This window comes from Streptomyces sp. NBC_00104 (assembly GCF_045160825.1).
GTDB lineage: Bacteria > Actinomycetota > Actinomycetes > Streptomycetales > Streptomycetaceae > Streptomyces.
Genome location: NZ_CP108215.1, coordinates 2,997,502 through 3,016,097, shown reverse-complemented (window position 1 = coordinate 3,016,097; position 18,596 = coordinate 2,997,502). Strand labels below are relative to the sequence as shown.

General features: G+C 70.6%; 14 protein-coding genes. 10 read left to right on the top strand and 4 right to left on the bottom strand.

Features of this window, described 5'->3' with window-relative positions:
• Window positions 1–55 precede the first annotated feature (55 nt).
• The 5 genes from OG272_RS13050 to OG272_RS13030 all read left to right on the top strand — a co-directional run bounded on the left by OG272_RS13050 (window position 56) and on the right by OG272_RS13030 (window position 8,207).
• Window positions 56–334: a PspA-associated protein PspAA gene (locus OG272_RS13050; RefSeq protein WP_326583368.1), complete on the top strand. Its 279-nt coding sequence runs from the start codon at window positions 56–58 to the stop codon at window positions 332–334.
• A gap of 133 nt (window positions 335–467) precedes the next feature.
• The gene (locus tag OG272_RS13045) at window positions 468–1,703 is read left to right on the top strand and encodes a histidine kinase (protein WP_326583369.1); all 1,236 of its coding nucleotides are present in this window, start codon (window positions 468–470) and stop codon (window positions 1,701–1,703) included.
• A 97-nt stretch (window positions 1,704–1,800) separates the two neighbouring features.
• On the top strand, window positions 1,801–2,490 hold the full coding sequence (locus OG272_RS13040) for a response regulator transcription factor (protein ID WP_326583370.1): 690 nt from the start codon (window positions 1,801–1,803) through the stop codon (window positions 2,488–2,490).
• Between the two features lie 205 nt (window positions 2,491–2,695).
• Complete coding sequence (locus OG272_RS13035; RefSeq protein ID WP_405893348.1) at window positions 2,696–5,830, top strand: efflux RND transporter permease subunit; 3,135 nt, start codon at window positions 2,696–2,698, stop codon at window positions 5,828–5,830.
• A gap of 121 nt (window positions 5,831–5,951) precedes the next feature.
• The gene (locus tag OG272_RS13030) at window positions 5,952–8,207 is read left to right on the top strand and encodes a protein kinase domain-containing protein (protein ID WP_405893346.1); all 2,256 of its coding nucleotides are present in this window, start codon (window positions 5,952–5,954) and stop codon (window positions 8,205–8,207) included.
• A gap of 31 nt (window positions 8,208–8,238) precedes the next feature.
• On the opposite strand, the gene nadA is transcribed toward OG272_RS13030, so the two are convergent.
• Window positions 8,239–9,423 carry a quinolinate synthase NadA gene (gene nadA / locus OG272_RS13025; RefSeq protein WP_327730127.1) on the bottom strand — a complete coding sequence of 395 codons (1,185 nt, stop codon included), beginning with the start codon at window positions 9,421–9,423 and terminating at the stop codon, window positions 8,239–8,241.
• A 314-nt stretch (window positions 9,424–9,737) separates the two neighbouring features.
• Here nadA and OG272_RS13020 point away from each other — a divergent pair, with 314 nt between their 5' ends.
• Window positions 9,738–10,094, top strand: coding sequence for an iron-sulfur cluster assembly accessory protein (locus tag OG272_RS13020; protein ID WP_005478347.1), 357 nt, complete (start codon window positions 9,738–9,740; stop codon window positions 10,092–10,094).
• Between the two features lie 216 nt (window positions 10,095–10,310).
• Here the strand turns inward: OG272_RS13020 and OG272_RS13015 are convergent, their stop codons facing one another.
• Window positions 10,311–12,161 (bottom strand): hypothetical protein, encoded by a 1,851-nt coding sequence (locus OG272_RS13015; protein ID WP_328222816.1) that lies wholly within the window; start codon window positions 12,159–12,161, stop codon window positions 10,311–10,313.
• Between the two features lie 84 nt (window positions 12,162–12,245).
• On the bottom strand, window positions 12,246–12,455 hold the full coding sequence (locus OG272_RS13010; protein WP_326583375.1) for a hypothetical protein: 210 nt from the start codon (window positions 12,453–12,455) through the stop codon (window positions 12,246–12,248).
• A gap of 135 nt (window positions 12,456–12,590) precedes the next feature.
• Here OG272_RS13010 and OG272_RS13005 point away from each other — a divergent pair, with 135 nt between their 5' ends.
• Window positions 12,591–13,565, top strand: a complete 975-nt coding sequence (locus OG272_RS13005) for a carbohydrate kinase family protein (protein ID WP_326583376.1) — start codon at window positions 12,591–12,593, stop codon at window positions 13,563–13,565.
• A 132-nt stretch (window positions 13,566–13,697) separates the two neighbouring features.
• Here OG272_RS13005 and OG272_RS13000 read toward each other — a convergent pair whose 3' ends face one another.
• Window positions 13,698–15,074 carry an aminotransferase class V-fold PLP-dependent enzyme gene (locus OG272_RS13000; RefSeq protein ID WP_327730129.1) on the bottom strand — a complete coding sequence of 459 codons (1,377 nt, stop codon included), beginning with the start codon at window positions 15,072–15,074 and terminating at the stop codon, window positions 13,698–13,700.
• Between the two features lie 313 nt (window positions 15,075–15,387).
• Here OG272_RS13000 and coxB point away from each other — a divergent pair, with 313 nt between their 5' ends.
• From coxB to OG272_RS12985, 3 genes are read left to right on the top strand one after another with little or no spacing between them, the layout of a single operon-like run.
• On the top strand, window positions 15,388–16,347 hold the full coding sequence (coxB, locus tag OG272_RS12995) for a cytochrome c oxidase subunit II (RefSeq protein ID WP_326583378.1): 960 nt from the start codon (window positions 15,388–15,390) through the stop codon (window positions 16,345–16,347).
• Window positions 16,344–18,083: a cytochrome c oxidase subunit I gene (gene ctaD, locus OG272_RS12990; RefSeq protein WP_326583379.1), complete on the top strand. Its 1,740-nt coding sequence runs from the start codon at window positions 16,344–16,346 to the stop codon at window positions 18,081–18,083. The genes coxB and ctaD overlap by 4 nt, the downstream gene beginning before the upstream one ends.
• Window positions 18,080–18,478 (top strand): cytochrome c oxidase subunit 4, encoded by a 399-nt coding sequence (locus OG272_RS12985; RefSeq protein WP_326583380.1) that lies wholly within the window; start codon window positions 18,080–18,082, stop codon window positions 18,476–18,478. The genes ctaD and OG272_RS12985 overlap by 4 nt, the downstream gene beginning before the upstream one ends.
• The last annotated feature ends 118 nt before the right edge of the window (window positions 18,479–18,596 follow it).

Below are 18,596 nucleotides of genomic sequence, written 5' to 3'. Positions count from 1 at the left end.
AGGAGACACGTGCCATCGGGTACGCGGATCGGGTCCCACGCCTGAGGAGGGCGACATGATCGTACGGATCATGGGGGAGGGGCAGGTGAGGCTGGACGACGTCCACTTCACCGAGTTGAACAAGCTGGACGACGTACTCCTGGCGGAAATGGAGGTCGGCGACGGCCCGGGCTTCCGCCACACCCTCCACGCCCTCCTGGACAAGGTCCGAGAACTGGGCACGCCTCTCCCGGACGACTCCTTGGAGCCGTCGGAACTCATCCTCCCGGCGCCGGACGCGACGCTGGAGGAGGTCAGGGAGATGCTCAGCGACGACGGCCTGATCCCGGGGTGACCACCGGCCGACAGGCCCGAAGGGCCATGTCCTCCAGGGGCGCGGGGAACCGCGCGAGCAACCACGCACAACCCGCGGCCGAAAGACCGGCCCCCGTTCCCCCACCTGCGGGAACCCCGTACGGTAAACGTCCGTGAGCACCTTCCAGCGTGCCAGGTCCTGGCTGACGGCACACCCCACCGCGCTGGACGCGGCCCTCGCCCTCGGCGTCCTCGTCGCCATGGTGGCGGGCGCCTTCGTCGACCCCCACGCCGCTCACGGCGACAAGTGGGGCGCCCGCACCCCCGACGCCCTCAGCATCGCGCTGATGGTGCCGGCCGCCGCCGTCCTGATCGCCCGCCGCCGCGCCCCGATGGCCGTGCTGGCCGCGACCTGCGCCCTCACCCTCGCCGAACTGGTGACCGGTGACCCCCGCGCCCCGGTCGCGATGGCCGCCGTCATCGCCCTCTACACGGTCGCCTCGACCACCGACCGCCCCACCACCTGGCGCGTCGGCCTGCTCACGATGACCGTGCTGACCGGCACGGCCATGCTCGCCGGCCCCCTCCCCTGGTACGCCCAGGAGAACCTCGGCATCTTCGCCTGGACCGGCATGGCCGCCACGGCCGGAGACGCGGTCCGCAGCCGCCGGGCCTTCGTGGCGGCGATAAGGGAACGCGCGGAACGAGCGGAGCGCACCCGTGAGGAGGAGGCCCGCCGCCGGGTCGCCGAGGAACGCCTCCGGATCGCCCGCGACCTGCACGACGTCGTCGCCCACCACATCGCCCTCGTCAACGTCCAGGCCGGGGTCGCCGCCCACGTCATGGACAAGCGGCCCGACCAGGCCAAGGAGGCCCTGGCCCACGTCCGGGAGGCCAGCCGCTCCGCCCTCAACGAACTCCGCGCCACGGTCGGTCTGCTCCGCCAGTCCGGCGACCCCGAGGCCCCCACCGAACCCGCCCCCGGCCTGATCCGGCTCGACGAACTCGTCGGCACCTTCCACAGCGCGGGCCTCTCGGTCGAGGTGGCCCGCGCCGACGAGGGCGTGACCCTCCCGGCCGCCGTCGACCTCGCCGCGTACCGCGTCATCCAGGAAGCCCTCACCAATGTGCGCAAGCACGCGGGCCAGGAGGCGAAGGCCGAGGTCAGCGTCGTACGCGTCGGCCCGAACATGGAGGTCACCGTCCTCGACAACGGCGCCGGGCACACGGGCACGGACGGAGAGGGCGACGAGGCCGGTGGCGGGCACGGCCTCCTCGGCATGCGCGAACGCGTCGCCGCGCTCGGCGGCACCCTCACCACCGGCCCCCGCTACGGCGGCGGCTTCCGCGTCCATGCGATCCTGCCGCTCAAGACCCGAACGACCGCCGCGGATGCCGTACGACCGTGAACCGTAAGGTCGCGGCACCAGCCGTACCACTACAACGCTGAACCGTGCGGTCGTGGCACCAGCCGTACGACCGTGACCAGCGCCCCGGGGGCCCCGTATGACGATCCGTGTCCTGCTCGCCGACGACCAGGCCCTGTTGCGCAGTGCCTTCCGGGTGCTCGTCGACTCGGAGCCGGACATGGAGGTCGTGGGGGAGGCCTCGGACGGGGCGGAGGCGGTGCGGCTCGCGAAGGAGGAGCGGGCGGACGTCGTGCTGATGGACATCCGGATGCCGGGCACGGACGGCCTGGCCGCCACCCGCATGATCAGCGCCGATCCGACGCTCGCCCAGGTCCGCGTCGTCATCCTCACCACCTTCGAGGTCGACGACTACGTCGTGCAGTCGCTGCGCGCCGGCGCCTCCGGCTTCCTCGGCAAGGGCTCCGAGCCGGACGAGCTGCTGAACGCGATCCGGGTGGCCGCCGGTGGCGAGGCACTGCTGTCGCCCACCGCGACCAAGGGCCTCATCGCCCGCTTCCTCGCCCAGCCGGACGACTCGGCCGACGGCGAGGGCGGTGCCGCCGCCCGCTCCGAGCGGCTCTCCGCGCTGACCAGCCGCGAGCGCGAGGTGCTCGGGCAGGTCGCCGGGGGGCTCTCCAACGACGAGATCGCCGAGCTTCTGGAGGTCAGTCCGCTGACCGTGAAAACCCACGTCAACCGGGCCATGGCGAAGCTCGGCGCCCGCGACCGGGCCCAACTGGTGGTCTTCGCGTACGAGTCGGGCCTGGTACGCCCGAGGGTTGACTGAGAGCCGTCCGGGACTACTCCACCCGGAGTATGCGCGGCATAAGGAAATGGCCCTGGGGAGCGAGGGAACAGGGGTCCCCCATGCCCCAGGGTATGAGGTGAGCGCTCACATCTGCGTCACACCGGCGACACATGAGGCACCCAAGCCGCATGTGGCACATGGGCGTTCGTCCTCCGCTCACGCCACAGAAGAGAGACCCTGACCCATGTCCTGGCTGTCTCGGTTCAGCCTCGCACAACGGGCCCTCGTCGGTCTGATGTCGATCATCGCGCTCGCCTTCGGGGCGATCGCGATACCCAAACTCAAGCAGCAGCTGCTGCCCACCATCGAACTGCCCGTGGTGTCCGTGCTGGCGCCCTACCAGGGCGCGTCCCCGGACGTGGTCGAGAAGCAGGTCGTCGAGCCCATCGAGGACAGCCTCGAAGCCGTCGACGGCATCACGGGCGTCACCTCCACCGCCAGCGAGGGCAACGCCCTGATCATGGCGTCCTTCGACTACGGACCCGGCACCGACCAGCTCGTCGCCGACGTCCAGCAGGCCGTCAACCGGGTCCGGGCGCAGCTCCCGGACGACGTGGACCCGCAGGTGATCGCGGGCTCGACCGACGACATGCCCACCGTCGTCCTCGCCGTCACCTCCGACCAGGACCAGCAGGCCCTCGCCGACCAGCTCGACCGGACCGTCGTCCCGACGCTGGAGGGCATCGACGGCGTCGGTCAGGTCACCGTCGACGGTGTACGGGACCTCCAGGTCACCGTCACCCCCGACGACGCGAAGCTCGCGAAGGCGGGCCTGACCACGATGGCCCTCTCCCAGGCCCTCCAGGCCGGCGGCGTCACCGTCCCCGCGGGCTCCTTCGACGAGGACGGCGCCAACCGCACCGTCCAGGTCGGCGGCGGCTACACCTCGCTGGAGCAGATCGAGAACCTGATGGTCCGCGGCGAGGGCGCCAAGAAGCCCGTCCGCCTCGCCGACGTCGCCGCCGTCAAGGAGGAGCAGGCGAAGGCCGACTCCCTCACCCGCACGAACGGCGAGCCGAGCCTCGCGGTCATGGTCACCATGGACCGGGGCGGCAGCGCGGTCGCCATCTCCGAGGCCGTCGAGGACGAACTGTCCACCATGCGCCGGGATTTGGGCTCCGGCGCCACCGTCACCGTGGTCAGCGACCAGGGTCCGGCGGTCTCCAAGTCCATCGACGGCCTGACCACCGAGGGCGCCCTCGGCCTGCTCTTCGCGGTCCTGGTCATCCTGGTCTTCCTGGCGTCGATCCGCTCGACCCTCGTCACCGCGGTGTCCATCCCGCTGTCGGTGGTCCTGGCGCTGATCGTGCTGTGGACCCGGGACCTCTCCCTCAACATGCTGACGCTCGGCGCGCTGACGATCGCCATCGGCCGTGTCGTCGACGACTCGATCGTCGTCCTGGAGAACATCAAGCGGCACCTCGGCTACGGCGAGGAGCGCGAGGAGGCGATCCTCAAGGCGGTCCGCGAGGTCGCCGGCGCGGTCACCGCGTCCACCCTGACGACGGTCGCGGTCTTCCTCCCGATCGGCCTGACCGGCGGCATGGTCGGCCAGCTGTTCGGCAGCTTCTCGCTGACCGTGACGGCGGCCCTGCTGGCCTCCCTCGTGGTCTCGCTGACCGTGGTCCCGGTGCTGTCGTACTGGTTCCTGCGCGCTCCGAAGGGCACACCCGAGGACGCCGAGGAGGCGCGCCGGAAGGCGGAGGAGAAGGAGGCGAAGAGCCGCCTCCAGCGTTTCTACGTCCCCGTCCTGCGCTTCGCCACGCGCCGTCGGCTGACCAGTGTGGCCCTCGCGGCCGTCGTCCTGATCGGCACGTTCGGCATGGCCCCGCTGCTGAAGACGAACTTCTTCGACCCGGGCGACCAGGAAGTCCTCAGCCTCAAGCAGGAGCTGAAGCCCGGCACGAGCCTCGCGGCGACGGACGAGCAGACCAGGAAGGTCGAGAAGCTGCTCGCCGACACCAAGGGCGTCAAGGACTACCAGGTCACCATCGGCTCCTCCGGCTTCCTGGCCGCGTTCGGCGGTGGCACCGACTCCAACCAGGCCTCGTACAGCGTCATGCTGGACGACTCGGCCACGGCCGCGGACGTCCAGGACACGATCGAGAAGGGCCTCACCGGCCTCTCCGGCATCGGTACGACGACCGTCGCGGTCGGTGACGCCTTCGGCAGCCAGGACCTCAGCGTGGTCGTGAAGGCCGCCGACGCCGATGTCCTGCGCAAGGCCGCCGAGCAGGTCCGCGACGCGGTCTCGACCATGGACAACGTCACGGACGTCACGAGCGACCTCTCCCAGAGCGTGCCCCGCATCTCGGTCAGGGCCACCGACAGGGCGGCCGCGGCCGGCTTCGACGACCAGACCCTCGGCGCGGCCGTCGCCCAGGCCGTCCGCGGCACGACCAGCGGCCGGGCCATCCTCGACGACACCGAGCGGGACGTCGTCATCAAGTCGGCGAACCCCGCCGAGACGCTCAAGGAGCTGCGGGACCTGCCGCTGGGTGCCGTGCAGCTCGGCGACATCGCGGACGTCGAGCTGGTGGACGGCCCGGTCTCCATGACCCGGATCGACGGCCAGCGGGCCGCGACGATCACGGCGAAGCCGAAGGGCGACAACACCGGCGCGGTCAGCACCGACCTCACCGCCAAGCTGAACGCCCTCAAGCTCCCCGAGGGCGCCACCGCCGACATCGGCGGTGTCTCCGAGGACCAGGACGAGGCCTTCGCCTCCCTCGGCCTCGCGATGCTCGCGGCGATCGCGATCGTCTTCATGCTGCTGGTCGCGACCTTCCGGTCCCTGATCCAGCCGCTGATCCTGCTGGTCTCGATCCCGTTCGCGGCCACCGGCGCGATCGGTCTGCTGATCATCACCGGTACGCCCATGGGTGTCCCCGCGATGATCGGCATGCTGATGCTCATCGGCATCGTGGTGACGAACGCGATCGTCCTGATCGACCTGATCAACCAGTACCGCCGACAGGGCTACGGCACCGTCGAGGCGGTCATCGAGGGCGGCCGCCACCGGCTGCGTCCCATCCTGATGACGGCCCTGGCGACGATCTTCGCGCTGCTGCCCATGGCCCTCGGCGTCACGGGCGAGGGCGGCTTCATCGCCCAGCCCCTGGCCGTGGTCGTCATCGGCGGCCTGATCACGTCGACGCTCCTGACCCTCCTCCTGGTCCCGACCCTCTACACGATGATCGAGATCCGCAAGGAGCGCCGGGCGAAGAAGAAGGCCCTGAAGCGGGCGGGCACCGCGTCCGAGCCGACGAAGCCGGAGTCCGGCTCGGAGGCGGAGAAGCCGGAGCCCGCCGGGGTCTGACACCCCCGGAGGTCCAGGTCGGCCGGGTCGCGGAACCGTGAGGGTCCGCGACCCGGCCGACCGTGCGTCGCCCTTACGTATCCTGTGCCTCGAACTGCTTGTCGGGGGGAGGGACCAGGGCGTGCCGCTGCGCAGCGACGACCCCAGATCGGTCGGCGGTTACAAGGTGGTCGACCGGCTCGGCAACGGTGGCATGGGCGTCGTCTACCGGGCGAGATCCCGCTCCGGCCGCGAGGTCGCCGTGAAGGTGGTGCACGCCCAGTACGCGCAGGACGCCGTCTTCCGCAGCCGGTTCCGCCAGGAGATCGAGGCCGTCCGCAAGGTCAGCGGCGCCTTCACCGCGGCGGTGGTGGACGCCGACCCGGAGGCGGAGCGCCCCTGGATGGCGACCCAGTACGTGCCCGGACGCTCGCTCGCCCAGCGGATCCGCGACCGGGGCCCGCTCCACGACACCGAACTGCGCCCCCTGGCCCTGGGGCTCGTGGAGGCGCTGCGGGAGATCCACCGGGCCGGTGTGGTGCACCGGGACCTGAAGCCGGCCAACGTCCTGATGGCGGACGACGGTCCCCGCGTCATCGACTTCGGCATCTCCCGCGCGGCGGAGAACCTTGCCCTGACCGAGACCGGCCAGATGATCGGCACCCCGCCGTTCATGTCCCCGGAACAGCTCACCGACGCCCGTACGGCGGGCCCCGCCTCGGACGTGTTCTCGCTGGGGACGCTGCTGGTGTACGCCGTCACCGGGCGAGGCCCCTTCGACGCGGACAGCCCCTATCTGACGGCCTACCGGGTGATCCACGACGAACCCGTGCTGGACGGGGTGGACCCGCGGCTGAGCACCGTACTGGCGCGCTGCCTGGCCAAGGAGGCCGCCGGTCGGCCCGGACTCGACGAACTGGCGCGGGAGTTCGAGGCGGCCCTGCCGGAGCCGGAGCCGGGGGCCCTGCCCGCGGTGACGCGGCGCGAGGACGTCGCGGCCGCCGCCACGGAGATCCACGTGGGGACCGGGCCCGGCGCGGACGCGGAGCCGGACCCGCGCCCCGCCCGCCGCCGTCTGCGCCCCCTGCTCGCCGCGACCGGCACCGTCGGCGCGCTGGTCCTCGGGCTGACCGCCTACCTGCTGGGGCCCGGTCAGGCGCGCACCGGCGACAAGGCGACGCCCGCGCCGTCCTCGACCTCCCGCTGGACGGCACCGCCCAGCGGCTGGAAGCCCTGGCAGACGACGGTGTTCGCGACGGCGGCGGCGGGCGCACGCCGGTCGCTGCCCGCGAAGGACGGCAACAACGGCGGCGCTCCCTCCTGCCAGGTGCACGGGGAGGACGTCTACTGCGGGGGCGCGGGAGCCCTCCCGGTCCGCGTCGACGGCCGTACCGGCAGGACGGTCTGGCGCGCGAGCATCGCGCCGACGACCACCGAGCGGGACCGGTACTACGCCGGGGTCCTCGGTGTCCGGGACGGCACCGTCCTCGTGCAGCAGACCGTCTTCAGCGGCGAACCCGTGGTGGACCCGGTCGATCTCGTCGCCCTCGACGCGGACACCGGGGAGCGGCTGTGGACCCGTCGGGTGGGCAGCGCCGACATCGACCCGGCCCTGATCGGCGACTTCGTCCTCACCCCCGAATCCGACGGCGAGACGGTCACGGCCCGTTCACCGCGCACGGGCGTCGAGCGCTGGTCCCTGCAGATGCCCGCCGGCCACCACTGCGTGTTCACCACGGCCGGAGCGGGCACGTACGCGCACTGCCGCCCGGTGACCCGGGACGCGAAGGCGGCCAACGCGGAATCACGGGTCCTGGTCGTGGACCGCGCCGACGGCTCGGCCAGGACCGTGAAGGTGCCGCTGGACAGCGTCCTCCTCGGCGCGAAGCAGGGAGACCTGGTCCTGGTCGCGGACGGCACCGAGGACACCGACGCGACCCCGGGCAGCGACCCGACGTACGACACCGTCCTGCTCCTGGACCTGGAGACCGGGGCCCGGGTGATGACGAAGCCGGGCGGGAACGGGCGGGGCCGGGCGGCTCTGACGGGCGGCGTGCTGGTGTTCACCCGGTCCGGCGGCCAGGTGACCGCCGTGTCACCGCACACGGGCGAGCTGCTGTGGCGGACCAGGACCAGTCTGGAACGGCCGGGCGAGCCCGGGTACGACGCCGTGACGGGCACCCTCTACCTGGCCAGCGCCACCGGCAGGGTCGCGGCGCTCGACAGGGTCAAGGGCACCCTGCTGTGGGAGACGCTGCCCCGAGCCACACCGACCTGGTCCGTCCAGGGCGCTCCCTGGGCGATTCCCCAGGCGGGAGCGCTGGTCGTGGCCGTCTCCGACGGCACGCTCTTCTCCCTCGACCCCGCTCACCCCGACCGGGAGCCCGTGTCGGGGTGAGCGCGCGCCGCGCTGCTGCGCGGGCCGGGGGCTACGGCAGCGCCAGCATCCGCTCCAGCGCCAGCTTCGCGAATGCCTCGGTCTCCTTGTCCACCTCGATGCGGTTGACGAGGGTGCCCTCGGCGAGGGACTCCAGGGTCCACACCAGGTGGGGCAGGTCGATGCGGTTCATCGTCGAGCAGAAGCAGACCGTGCGGTCGAGGAACACGATCTCCTTGCCCTCGGGCGCGAAACGGTTCGCCAGCCGCCGCACGAGGTTCAGCTCGGTGCCGATGGCCCACTTGGAACCGGCGGGCGCGGCCTCCAGCGCCTTGATGATGTACTCGGTCGACCCGACGTAGTCCGCCGCCGCCACGACCTCGTGCTTGCACTCGGGGTGGACCAGCACGTTGACGCCCGGGATCCGCTCCCGTACGTCGTTCACGGACTGCACACTGAAGCGGCCGTGCACCGAGCAGTGCCCCCGCCACAGGATCATCTTCGCGGCCCGCAGCTGCTCGACGGTGAGACCGCCGTTCGGCTTGTGCGGGTTGTAGAGGACACAGTCGTCGAGCGACATCCCCATGTCCCGCACGGCGGTGTTGCGCCCCAGGTGCTGGTCCGGCAGGAACAGGACCTTCTCACCCTGCTCGAAGGCCCAGTCCAGGGCCCGCTTCGCGTTCGACGAGGTGCAGATCGTGCCGCCGTGCTTGCCGGTGAAGGCCTTGATGTCGGCGGAGGAGTTCATGTACGAGACAGGCACGACCTGCTCGGCTATGCCCGCCTCGGTCAGCACGTCCCAGCACTCGGCTACCTGCTCGGCGGTGGCCATGTCGGCCATGGAGCACCCGGCGGCCAGGTCCGGCAGGACGACCTTCTGCTCGTCGCCGGTGAGGATGTCCGCCGACTCGGCCATGAAGTGCACACCGCAGAACACGATGTACTCGGCCTCGGGCCGCGCCGCCGCGTCCCGGGCCAGCTTGAAGGAGTCGCCCGTGACGTCCGCGAACTGGATGACCTCGTCGCGCTGGTAGTGGTGGCCGAGGACGAAGACCTTGTTTCCGAGCTTCTCCTTGGCCGCGCGGGCGCGCTCCACCAGATCGGGGTCGGACGGGGAGGGGAGGTCACCCGGACACTCGACACCCCGCTCGCTCCTCGGGTCGGCCTCGCGGCCGAGCAGCAGCAGGGCGAGGGGCGTCGGCTGTACGTCGAGCTCCTGGGTCTGGGCGGTGGTCACGACACGCACCCTTTCTGTTCTGCGGCTCGCCGCCCGGGGGAGGGTCGGCGGGACATTCGGGCTATCCTTTTCGTCGAATTGACGCTATCTATCATAACCGCTTCACGTCACTTTGACGATGCCCATAGCGTCGATGTGACATGAATCCCGACGTGGGGTTGTCCACAGCCCGCGGCGACACGGTGCCCGCTTCACGGGCCATGTGCGAGCATGAAGACAGGCGCGAACGAATCCGCGCGGCCCGGAATGAATCCGGCGCTCCGGCGGTTGGACTCGTCGGCAAGCAGTCTCCGTACAACCCGGGAGAGATGTAGATGTCCGTATCGGACGAGACCGGCACCGTCACCGACGGCATCATCGTGACCGACGCCGCCGCGGCCAAGGTCAAGGCCCTGCTCGACCAGGAAGGCCGTGACGACCTGGCGCTGCGCGTCGCCGTTCAGCCCGGCGGCTGCTCCGGCCTGCGGTACCAGCTCTTCTTCGACGAGCGCTCGCTCGACGGCGACGTCGTGAAGGACTTCGACGGCGTGAAGGTCATCACCGACCGCATGAGCGCCCCGTACCTGGGCGGCGCCACGATCGACTTCGTCGACACCATCGAGAAGCAGGGCTTCACCATCGACAACCCCAACGCGACGGGCTCCTGCGCCTGCGGCGACTCCTTCAGCTAGAGTCCCCGCCCGCGCGACAGCGGTCCGCGTACGGGCGACAGCGGTCCGCGTACGGGCGGCAGCGGTCGGCGTGCGGGCGGCAGCGGTCCGCGTGCGGGCGACGAACAGGTACGACGAAGGCGGCGTCCCCCTCCGACGGGGACGCCGCCTTCGTATGTCCGCTCGGCCGCCGCCCGGCGCGGCGGTGCCTACCGCGGTCGCCCGGCGCGGCGGTGCCTACCGCGGTTCCAGCTCCGCGATCCCGCCCTCCGGGATCGCCTTCCCGTCCGACCCGACCACCTTCCGGTCACCCAGCGGCTCGTCCAGCCGCATCGTCCGCTCCACCACCTTGGCGATCATGATGCAGACCTTGCCCTCCCACGGGGTGTCGGTCACGGTGACCGTCACCTCGCCCGACTCCTCGCTCACCGAGGCCGAGTAGTCGCTGCACACCCCGCCCCAGAAGGCCACGGTGAGCTCGTTGCCGTCGACCGTGTAGCCCTGCACCTTCACCTCGCGCGAGGACGGAGCGGTGGACGGCGTGTCACCCGGTCCGCCCGGCTTGTCGGTCGGCTTCGCGGTCGGCTCGGACCGGGACTCGGGGCCGGCCAGGTACGTCGGGTCGATCGCCGGATGCGTCACCGTGTAGGTGTCCCCGGCCCCCGTCGGTCGCACCTCGAACATCCACGACGGCACCAGCGCCGGGCGGCCGTCCACCTGGTGCGAGGCGAGCCCGAACACCGCGTTCTCCACGGTGACCGCCTCCGGCTTCGGCAGCGCGGTATCCCGCTCGCACGGCGTCTCGTCCGCCGCGGCCGTCCCGCTCTCGGCGACCGTCCCGCTCTCGCCCTCCAGCGGTACGGGACCGGTGCAGCCGCCGATGCCGCCGCGTTCGGTGCCGACGCCCTGACCGGAGCCGTTCATCAGCTCCAGCGCCCGCTCCGCGTCGACGACGGGATACGTGTCGCTCTTCACCGGCGACTTCAGGTTGCCGCTGCCGCCGACCACCTGGCCGTCGGCCCCGATCCGGACGCCGGTCGACCAGCCGTACGTGGGCAGTCCGCCGACCTCGGGGTCGGCGTTCACCACCCGTACGGCGCCCATGAGTTGGGTGGCGTCGAGCTTGGCGTCGTCCTGACCGACGGCCTTGAGGACAGGTGCCGCCGCCTTCTCGGCCGCCGCCTCGCTCACCGGGTCGCCGCCCTCGGCCGCGCCGGAGGCGCAGACGTCGGCCTTCTGGCAGTTGTCGGTGCCCGGCGTGTACCGGTCGAAGGACCAGGTCCCCGGCGACTGCCTGCCGACGTGGAGCACCGGCCCCGAACCGTCCCCGGCCGCCCCCACCTGCCAGGCCTCGCCCTCGGCCGTCGGCTTGCCCTCCACCCCGAGGGCCTTCGCGAGCCGCGCCACCTCGGCGGTCGTCACCTCGCCCTCGACCGAGTAGACGGGAGCGGAGCGGGGGCCGTCGGGCAGCTCGCCGTCCGCGCGATAGGTCACCCCGTTGGGGTTGGGTTCACCGGGCGCGATGCCGTTCGAACCGCCGTCGGTGTATCCGTCCAGCGAGAGCGGCGGGGGAGTGCCGTCACCACCGGGAGAAGCCGACCCCCCGCCCTCACCCCCGGATCCACCGGAAGCGGTGGTGGCGAGGAAGGCGCCGCCGCCTCCGACCAGCAGCACCGCGGCGACCACGGAAGCGACGGCCACCCGGGAACGCCGCCGACGCGGCCGCTCGGCCCCGCCGCCGTCACCGTCGGCGACCACGGCACCCCCATCGACGTCACTCTCCGCGGCCGCAGGCTCCTCGGCCCGGTCGTTGACGTCACTCTTCGCGGCCGGAGGCTCTTCCGCCCGGTCATCCGCGTCACTCTCCGCGGCCGGAGGCTCTTCGGCCCGGTCGTCGGCGTCGTTCTTCGCGGCCGGAGGCTCTTCGGCCCGGTCATCCGCGTCACTCTCCGCGGCCGCAGGCTCCTCGGCCCGGTCGGCCGCGTCGGCCTCGGTGACGTCGTCCCCGGCAGCCCTGAGCTCCTCGGCGGCGTCGGGCTCGGGGCCCTGGTCCGGGTTCTCGGGGTTGTCGGGTCGCTCGGGGTTCACCGCATCGCTCCTTCGGCAGGTCGTACACCGCATCCCCTATACGGGGGACAGCGATGGGACGCGGCGGAGGAGCCGACGGTTCCCTCAGTCGCCGTACTCCGGCATCGCGTCCACCAGCCGCGCGGACGTCGCCGGCACCGTCACCCCGTGAATGAGTGAAGGGGACACCGGAGCCGTAATGACCTTCGCGGGGGCCAGCCAGTGCGGAGCCATCCTGGCGCAGTCGCCGCGCAGCGCCGCGAGTCCGGCGTCCGGGTCGAACGGGGCGGTGCCGTGGATCTTGGGGTTCGTCATACCGGCACCGTATGCACCGCGAACCCCACGAAGAAAGACCTACTATCGGGTAGTTTTGCCTGCTTCAGAGCAGGCGGGCAACCCGATAGCGTGAACCGTCAATCCCCTCTTCCTTCGCAGGAGCGTGTCCTCGCCGTGCGTATCGCAGTCTCCGGCTCCATCGCCACCGACCACCTGATGACCTTCCCGGGCCGCTTCGCCGACCAACTCGTCGCGGACCAGCTGCACACGGTCTCCCTCTCCTTCCTCGTCGACCAGCTCGACGTACGCCGGGGCGGTGTCGGCGCGAACATCGCGTTCGGCATGGGACAGCTCGGCACGCGACCGATCCTGGTCGGCGCGGCGGGCTCCGACTTCGACGAGTACCGCGCGTGGCTCGACCGGCACGGGGTGGACACCGCCTCCGTGCGCATCTCCGAGACGCTGCACACGGCCCGCTTCGTGTGCACCACGGACGCCGACCACAACCAGATCGGCTCCTTCTACACCGGCGCGATGAGCGAGGCCCGCCTCATCGAGCTGAAGACCGTCGCCGACCGCGTCGGCGGCCTCGACCTGGTCCTCATCGGCGCGGACGACCCGGAGGCGATGCTCCGCCACACGGAGGAGTGCCGCTCCCGGAACATCCCGTTCGCCGCCGACTTCTCCCAGCAGATCGCCCGCATGAACGGCGACGAGATCCGGATACTGCTGGACGGCGCCACGTACCTCTTCTCCAACGAGTACGAGAAGGGCCTCATCGAGTCCAAGACCGGCTGGTCCGACACGGAGATCCTCGCCAAGGTCGGCCACCGGGTGACCACGCTCGGTGCGCGCGGCGTCCGCGTCGAGCGGGCCGGTGAGGACCCGATCGAGGTCGGCTGCCCGGAGGAGGAGCGCAAGGTCGAGCCCACGGGTGTCGGCGACGCGTTCCGTGCCGGGTTCCTCTCGGGGCTGGCGTGGGGCGTATCGCTGGAGCGGGCCGCGCAGGTCGGCTGCATGCTCGCCACGCTGGTGATCGAGACGGTGGGGACCCAGGAGTACCAGCTGCGGCGGGCGCACTTCATGGACCGGTTCATGAAGGCGTACGGGGACGAGGCCGCTGAAGAGGTACGGGCTCACCTCGGCTGAGGCCGGCCCTCGGCGACTTCCGGGTTGCCGGGGCCGGTGCTTGTCGGCCGCTGGTTCGTCGTGGCCGGTCGCGCGGTTCCCCGCGCCCCTGGGGCCTTCGGCCCCTCAGGGCGCGGGGTTTTCCGTGTCCCCTCAGCTCAGCCTTCGCACCACATATGCCGCACCCCGTTCCGCCGGCTCCTCTCCCACGTACTCCTGGTTCCGCATCTCGCACCACGCCGGGATGTCCAGGCGGGCCGCCTCGTCGTCGGAGAGGACGCGGACCGTGCCGCCGACCGGGACGTCGCCGATGACCTTCGCCAGCTCGATGACGGGGATCGGGCAGCGCTTGCCGAGGGCGTCCACGACGAGGACGTCCTCACGTACGACGGTCGCGGGGGCCGGAGCCCCCAGCTTCTCCCGGACCGCCGCGACCGCCCCCGGCAGCACCGACAGGAACCGCTCGACGTCCTCCGCGGGCGCCCCCGGCGGCAGCGACACCCGGACGTTCCCCTCGCTGAGCACCCCCATGGCCCGCAGCACATGGCTGGGCGTCAGCGTGCTGCTCGTGCAGGAGGACCCGGAGGAGACGGAGAAGCCCTCGCGGTCCAGTTCGTGGAGCAATGTCTCTCCGTCGACATAGAGACAGGAGAAGGTGACCACTCCGGGCAGCCGGCGCTCCGGGTCGCCCACCACCTCCACATCGGGCACCAGCGAGGGCACCCGCGCCCGGATCCGCTCCGTCAACTCCCTTAGTCGTACGGCCTCCGCGTCGCCCTCCGCCCGTACGGCCCGCAGCGAGGCGGCGGCCGCCACGATCGCCGGGATGTTCTCGAACCCGGCCGCCCGCCCCGACTCCCGTTCGTCGGCGGGCCCTTGGGCCGCGAAGCGCACACCCTTGCGTACGGCGAGCAGTCCGACCCCCGACGGACCGCCCCATTTGTGGGCGCTGGCGGTCAACACCGACCAGTCCCCGTTCACCCGCCCCCATCCGAGCGACTGCGCCGCGTCCACCAGCAGCGGCACCCCCGCCGCCCGGCACACCTCAGCGACCTCGGCCACCGGCTGTTCCGTCCCCACCTCGTGGTTGGCCGACTGCAGACAGGCGAGCGCGGTGTCCTCCCGCAGGGCCTCGGCGTACGAGGACGCGGAGACCGACCCCGTACGTCCCACCGCCACCTGGGTGACCGTCCCCCCGTCGGCCTCGTGCACCTGAGCCGCGTGCAGCACCGAAGAGTGTTCGACGGCCGACACGATCAGGTGGCGCCCCACCCGCCGCCGCCCCGCCAGCACCCCCGCGATCCCGGAGTGCACCGCCCGCGTCCCGGAGGAGGTGAAGACCAGTTCGTCCGCCCGGCATCCCACGGCCTCCGCGGCGGCCTCCCGAGCGGCGTCCAGCAACAACCGGGCCCGCCGCCCCTCTCGGTACAACCGCGCGGGATCGGCCCACCCTTCGTCCAGCGAAGCCATCAGCGCCTGCCGGGCGACGGGATGAAGGGGAGCGGAGGAAGCGGAGTCGAAGTAGGCCACGGGCCAACGCTATAAGCAGGGGCCGTGGACAGCGCTCCTTCAGAGTCGCGGGGGAACCGCGCGAACGACCACAACACGCCCGCACCCGTCAAAACACCCGAACTCCCGAGCTATGAGGCACACCCGGCGGCCCGCGTAGCCGCTCCAAGTGAGCCCCGGCGAGTTGGTACCCCCTCCCCGCGCGACCCCAAATCGCGTCCAGTAGGGTTTGGTCCGCATAAACATCCAAACCCCTGCCCGTCGCAGGGCGGCGACCGACCAGCGAGAAGGCCGCAGCCATACCGCGCGGGCGAGACTCTCGGGAAGGCGCTACGTGAGTCCCAACGGCTCCGACCGCTCGCCGCGGCGCCCGATGCGGCGGAAGCTGCTGCAGGCAATGACCGCAGGCCTGGTCCTGGCGACCGCCACCGGTTGCACATGGGAGGACTTCCCCCGCCTGGGTATGCCCACCCCGACCACGGAAGAGGCTCCGCGGATCCTCTCCCTGTGGCAGGGGTCGTGGGCGGCCGCGCTCGCCACGGGCGTGCTGGTGTGGGGCCTGATCCTGTGGAGTGCTTTCTTCCACCGGCGCAGCCGCACCAAGGTCGAAGTTCCCCCACAGACCCGGTACAACATGCCCATCGAGGCGCTGTACACGGTCGTCCCGCTGATCATCGTCTCGGTGCTCTTCTACTTCACCGCCCGCGACGAGTCGAAGCTCCTCGACACGTCGAAGAAGCCCGACCTCACGGTCAACGTGGTCGGCTTCCAGTGGAGCTGGTGCTTCAACTACATCGAGAACGTCGACGGCTCGACCGGTGACGCGAAGACCGACGAGAACCTGGACGCGATTCCGAGCAAGTGGAAGAAGCAGTTCCCGGACAATGCGGGCGGCGTGTACACCTGCGGCACCCCCGGTGACAAGAACCCGCAGACCGGCAACCCCGGCCCGACCCTCTGGCTGCCGGAAGGCAAGACGGTCCGCTTCGTCCTCACCTCGCGTGACGTCATCCACTCCTTCTGGGTGGTGCCGTTCCTGATGAAGCAGGACGTCATCCCGGGCCACACCAACGTGTTCCAGGTGACGCCCAACCAGGAGGGCACCTTCCTCGGCAAGTGCGCCGAGCTGTGCGGCGTCGACCACTCCCGGATGCTCTTCAACGTGAAGGTCGTCTCCCAGGAGCGGTACGAGCAGCACCTCAAGGAGCTGGCCGAGAAGGGTCAGACGGGTTACGTCCCGGCGGGCATCGAGCAGACGCAGCACGAGAAGGACCGGGAGGTGAACCAGCTGTGAGCATCATCAACGAACCTCAGGGTGCTGCCGCCGCCGAAGGCTCGTACGAAGACGAGCTGCCGGTACGGCGCAAGCAGCCCGGCAACGTCCTGGTGAAGTGGTTGACGACCACCGACCACAAGACGATCGGCACGCTGTACCTGGTCACGTCGTTCGTGTTCTTCATGATCGGCGGCGTCATGGCGCTCCTCATGCGCGCCGAGCTCGCCCGCCCGGGCACGCAGATCATGACGAACGAGCAGTTCAACCAGGCGTTCACGATGCACGGCACGATCATGCTGCTGATGTTCGCGACGCCGCTGTTCGCCGGATTCGCCAACTGGATCATGCCGCTGCAGATCGGCGCGCCCGACGTGGCGTTCCCGCGGCTGAACATGTTCGCGTACTGGCTGTACCTCTTCGGCTCGCTCATCGCGGTCGGTGGCTTCCTCACCCCGCAGGGCGCGGCCGACTTCGGCTGGTTCGCCTACAGCCCGCTGTCGGACGCGGTCCGCAGCCCGGGTATCGGCGCCGACATGTGGATCATGGGTCTGGCCTTCTCCGGCTTCGGCACGATCCTCGGCTCGGTCAACTTCATCACCACGATCATCTGCATGCGCGCGCCCGGCATGACCATGTTCCGCATGCCGATCTTCACCTGGAACGTGCTGCTGACCGGTGTCCTGGTCCTGCTCGCCTTCCCGGTCCTCGCGGCCGCGCTGTTCGCCCTGGAGGCGGACCGCAAGTTCGGTGCCCATGTCTTCGACGCGGCCAACGGCGGCGCGTTGCTGTGGCAACACCTCTTCTGGTTCTTCGGCCATCCAGAGGTGTACATCATCGCCCTGCCGTTCTTCGGCATCATCTCCGAGGTCATCCCGGTCTTCTCCCGTAAGCCGATGTTCGGCTACATGGGTCTGATCGGCGCGACCATCGCGATCGCCGGCCTCTCCGTCACGGTGTGGGCGCACCACATGTACGTCACCGGTGGCGTGCTCCTACCGTTCTTCTCCTTCATGACGTTCCTCATCGCCGTACCGACCGGCGTGAAGTTCTTCAACTGGATCGGAACGATGTGGAAGGGCTCGCTGTCCTTCGAGACACCGATGCTCTGGGCCACCGGCTTCCTGATCACCTTCACCTTCGGTGGTCTGACCGGTGTCATCCTGGCCTCGCCGCCGATGGACTTCCACGTCTCGGACTCGTACTTCGTGGTGGCGCACTTCCACTACGTGGTGTTCGGCACCGTCGTCTTCGCCATGTTCTCCGGCTTCCACTTCTGGTGGCCGAAGATGACGGGCAAGATGCTCGACGAGCGCCTCGGCAAGATCACCTTCTGGACGCTGTTCATCGGCTTCCACGGCACGTTCCTCGTCCAGCACTGGCTGGGCGCGGAGGGCATGCCGCGTCGTTACGCGGACTATCTCGCGGCCGACGGCTTCACCGCCCTGAACACGGTCTCCACGATCGCCTCGTTCGTGCTGGGTCTGTCGATCCTGCCGTTCCTCTACAACGTGTGGAAGACGGCCAAGTACGGCAAGAAGGTCGAGGTCGACGACCCGTGGGGCTACGGCCGCTCGCTGGAGTGGGCGACCTCCTGCCCGCCGCCGCGGCACAACTTCCTCACCCTGCCGCGGATCCGCAGTGAATCCCCGGCGTTCGACCTGCACCACCCGGAGATCGCCGCGCTCGAGCAGCTCGCGCACGGCGGCCCGGCGGCCAACGAGCTCGCGACCAGCGGCAAGGAGGCCGGCAAGTGAAGGTCCAAGGCAAGATGTTCATCTGGCTGAGCGTCTTCGTCCTCGCCATGGCGATCGTCTATGGCGTGTGGTCGAAGGAGCCGGCCGGAACCACGGCGCTGTTCCTGGCCTTCGGCCTGTGCATCATGGTCGGCTACTACCTGGCCTTCACGGCCCGGCGGGTCGACGTGGGCGCGCAGGACGACAAGGAGGCCGACGTCGCGGACGACGCCGGTGAGCTGGGCTTCTTCAGCCCGCACAGCTGGCAGCCCCTCGCCCTGGGCGTGGGCGGCGCACTCGCCTTCATGGGCGTCGTCTTCGGCTGGTGGCTGCTGTACTTCTCCGCCCCGATCCTGCTGATCGGCCTCTGGGGCTGGGTCTTCGAGTACTACCGCGGCGAGAACCAGAACCAGTAGCACGCGCCGATAGCACGCACAGCGCGCACGGAAGCCCGGACACTCCGACAGGAGGTCCGGGCTTCCCCCGTTTGCCACGCCGTACGTAGCTCGGTCGGGTCACCCGGCGCGCCCCGCC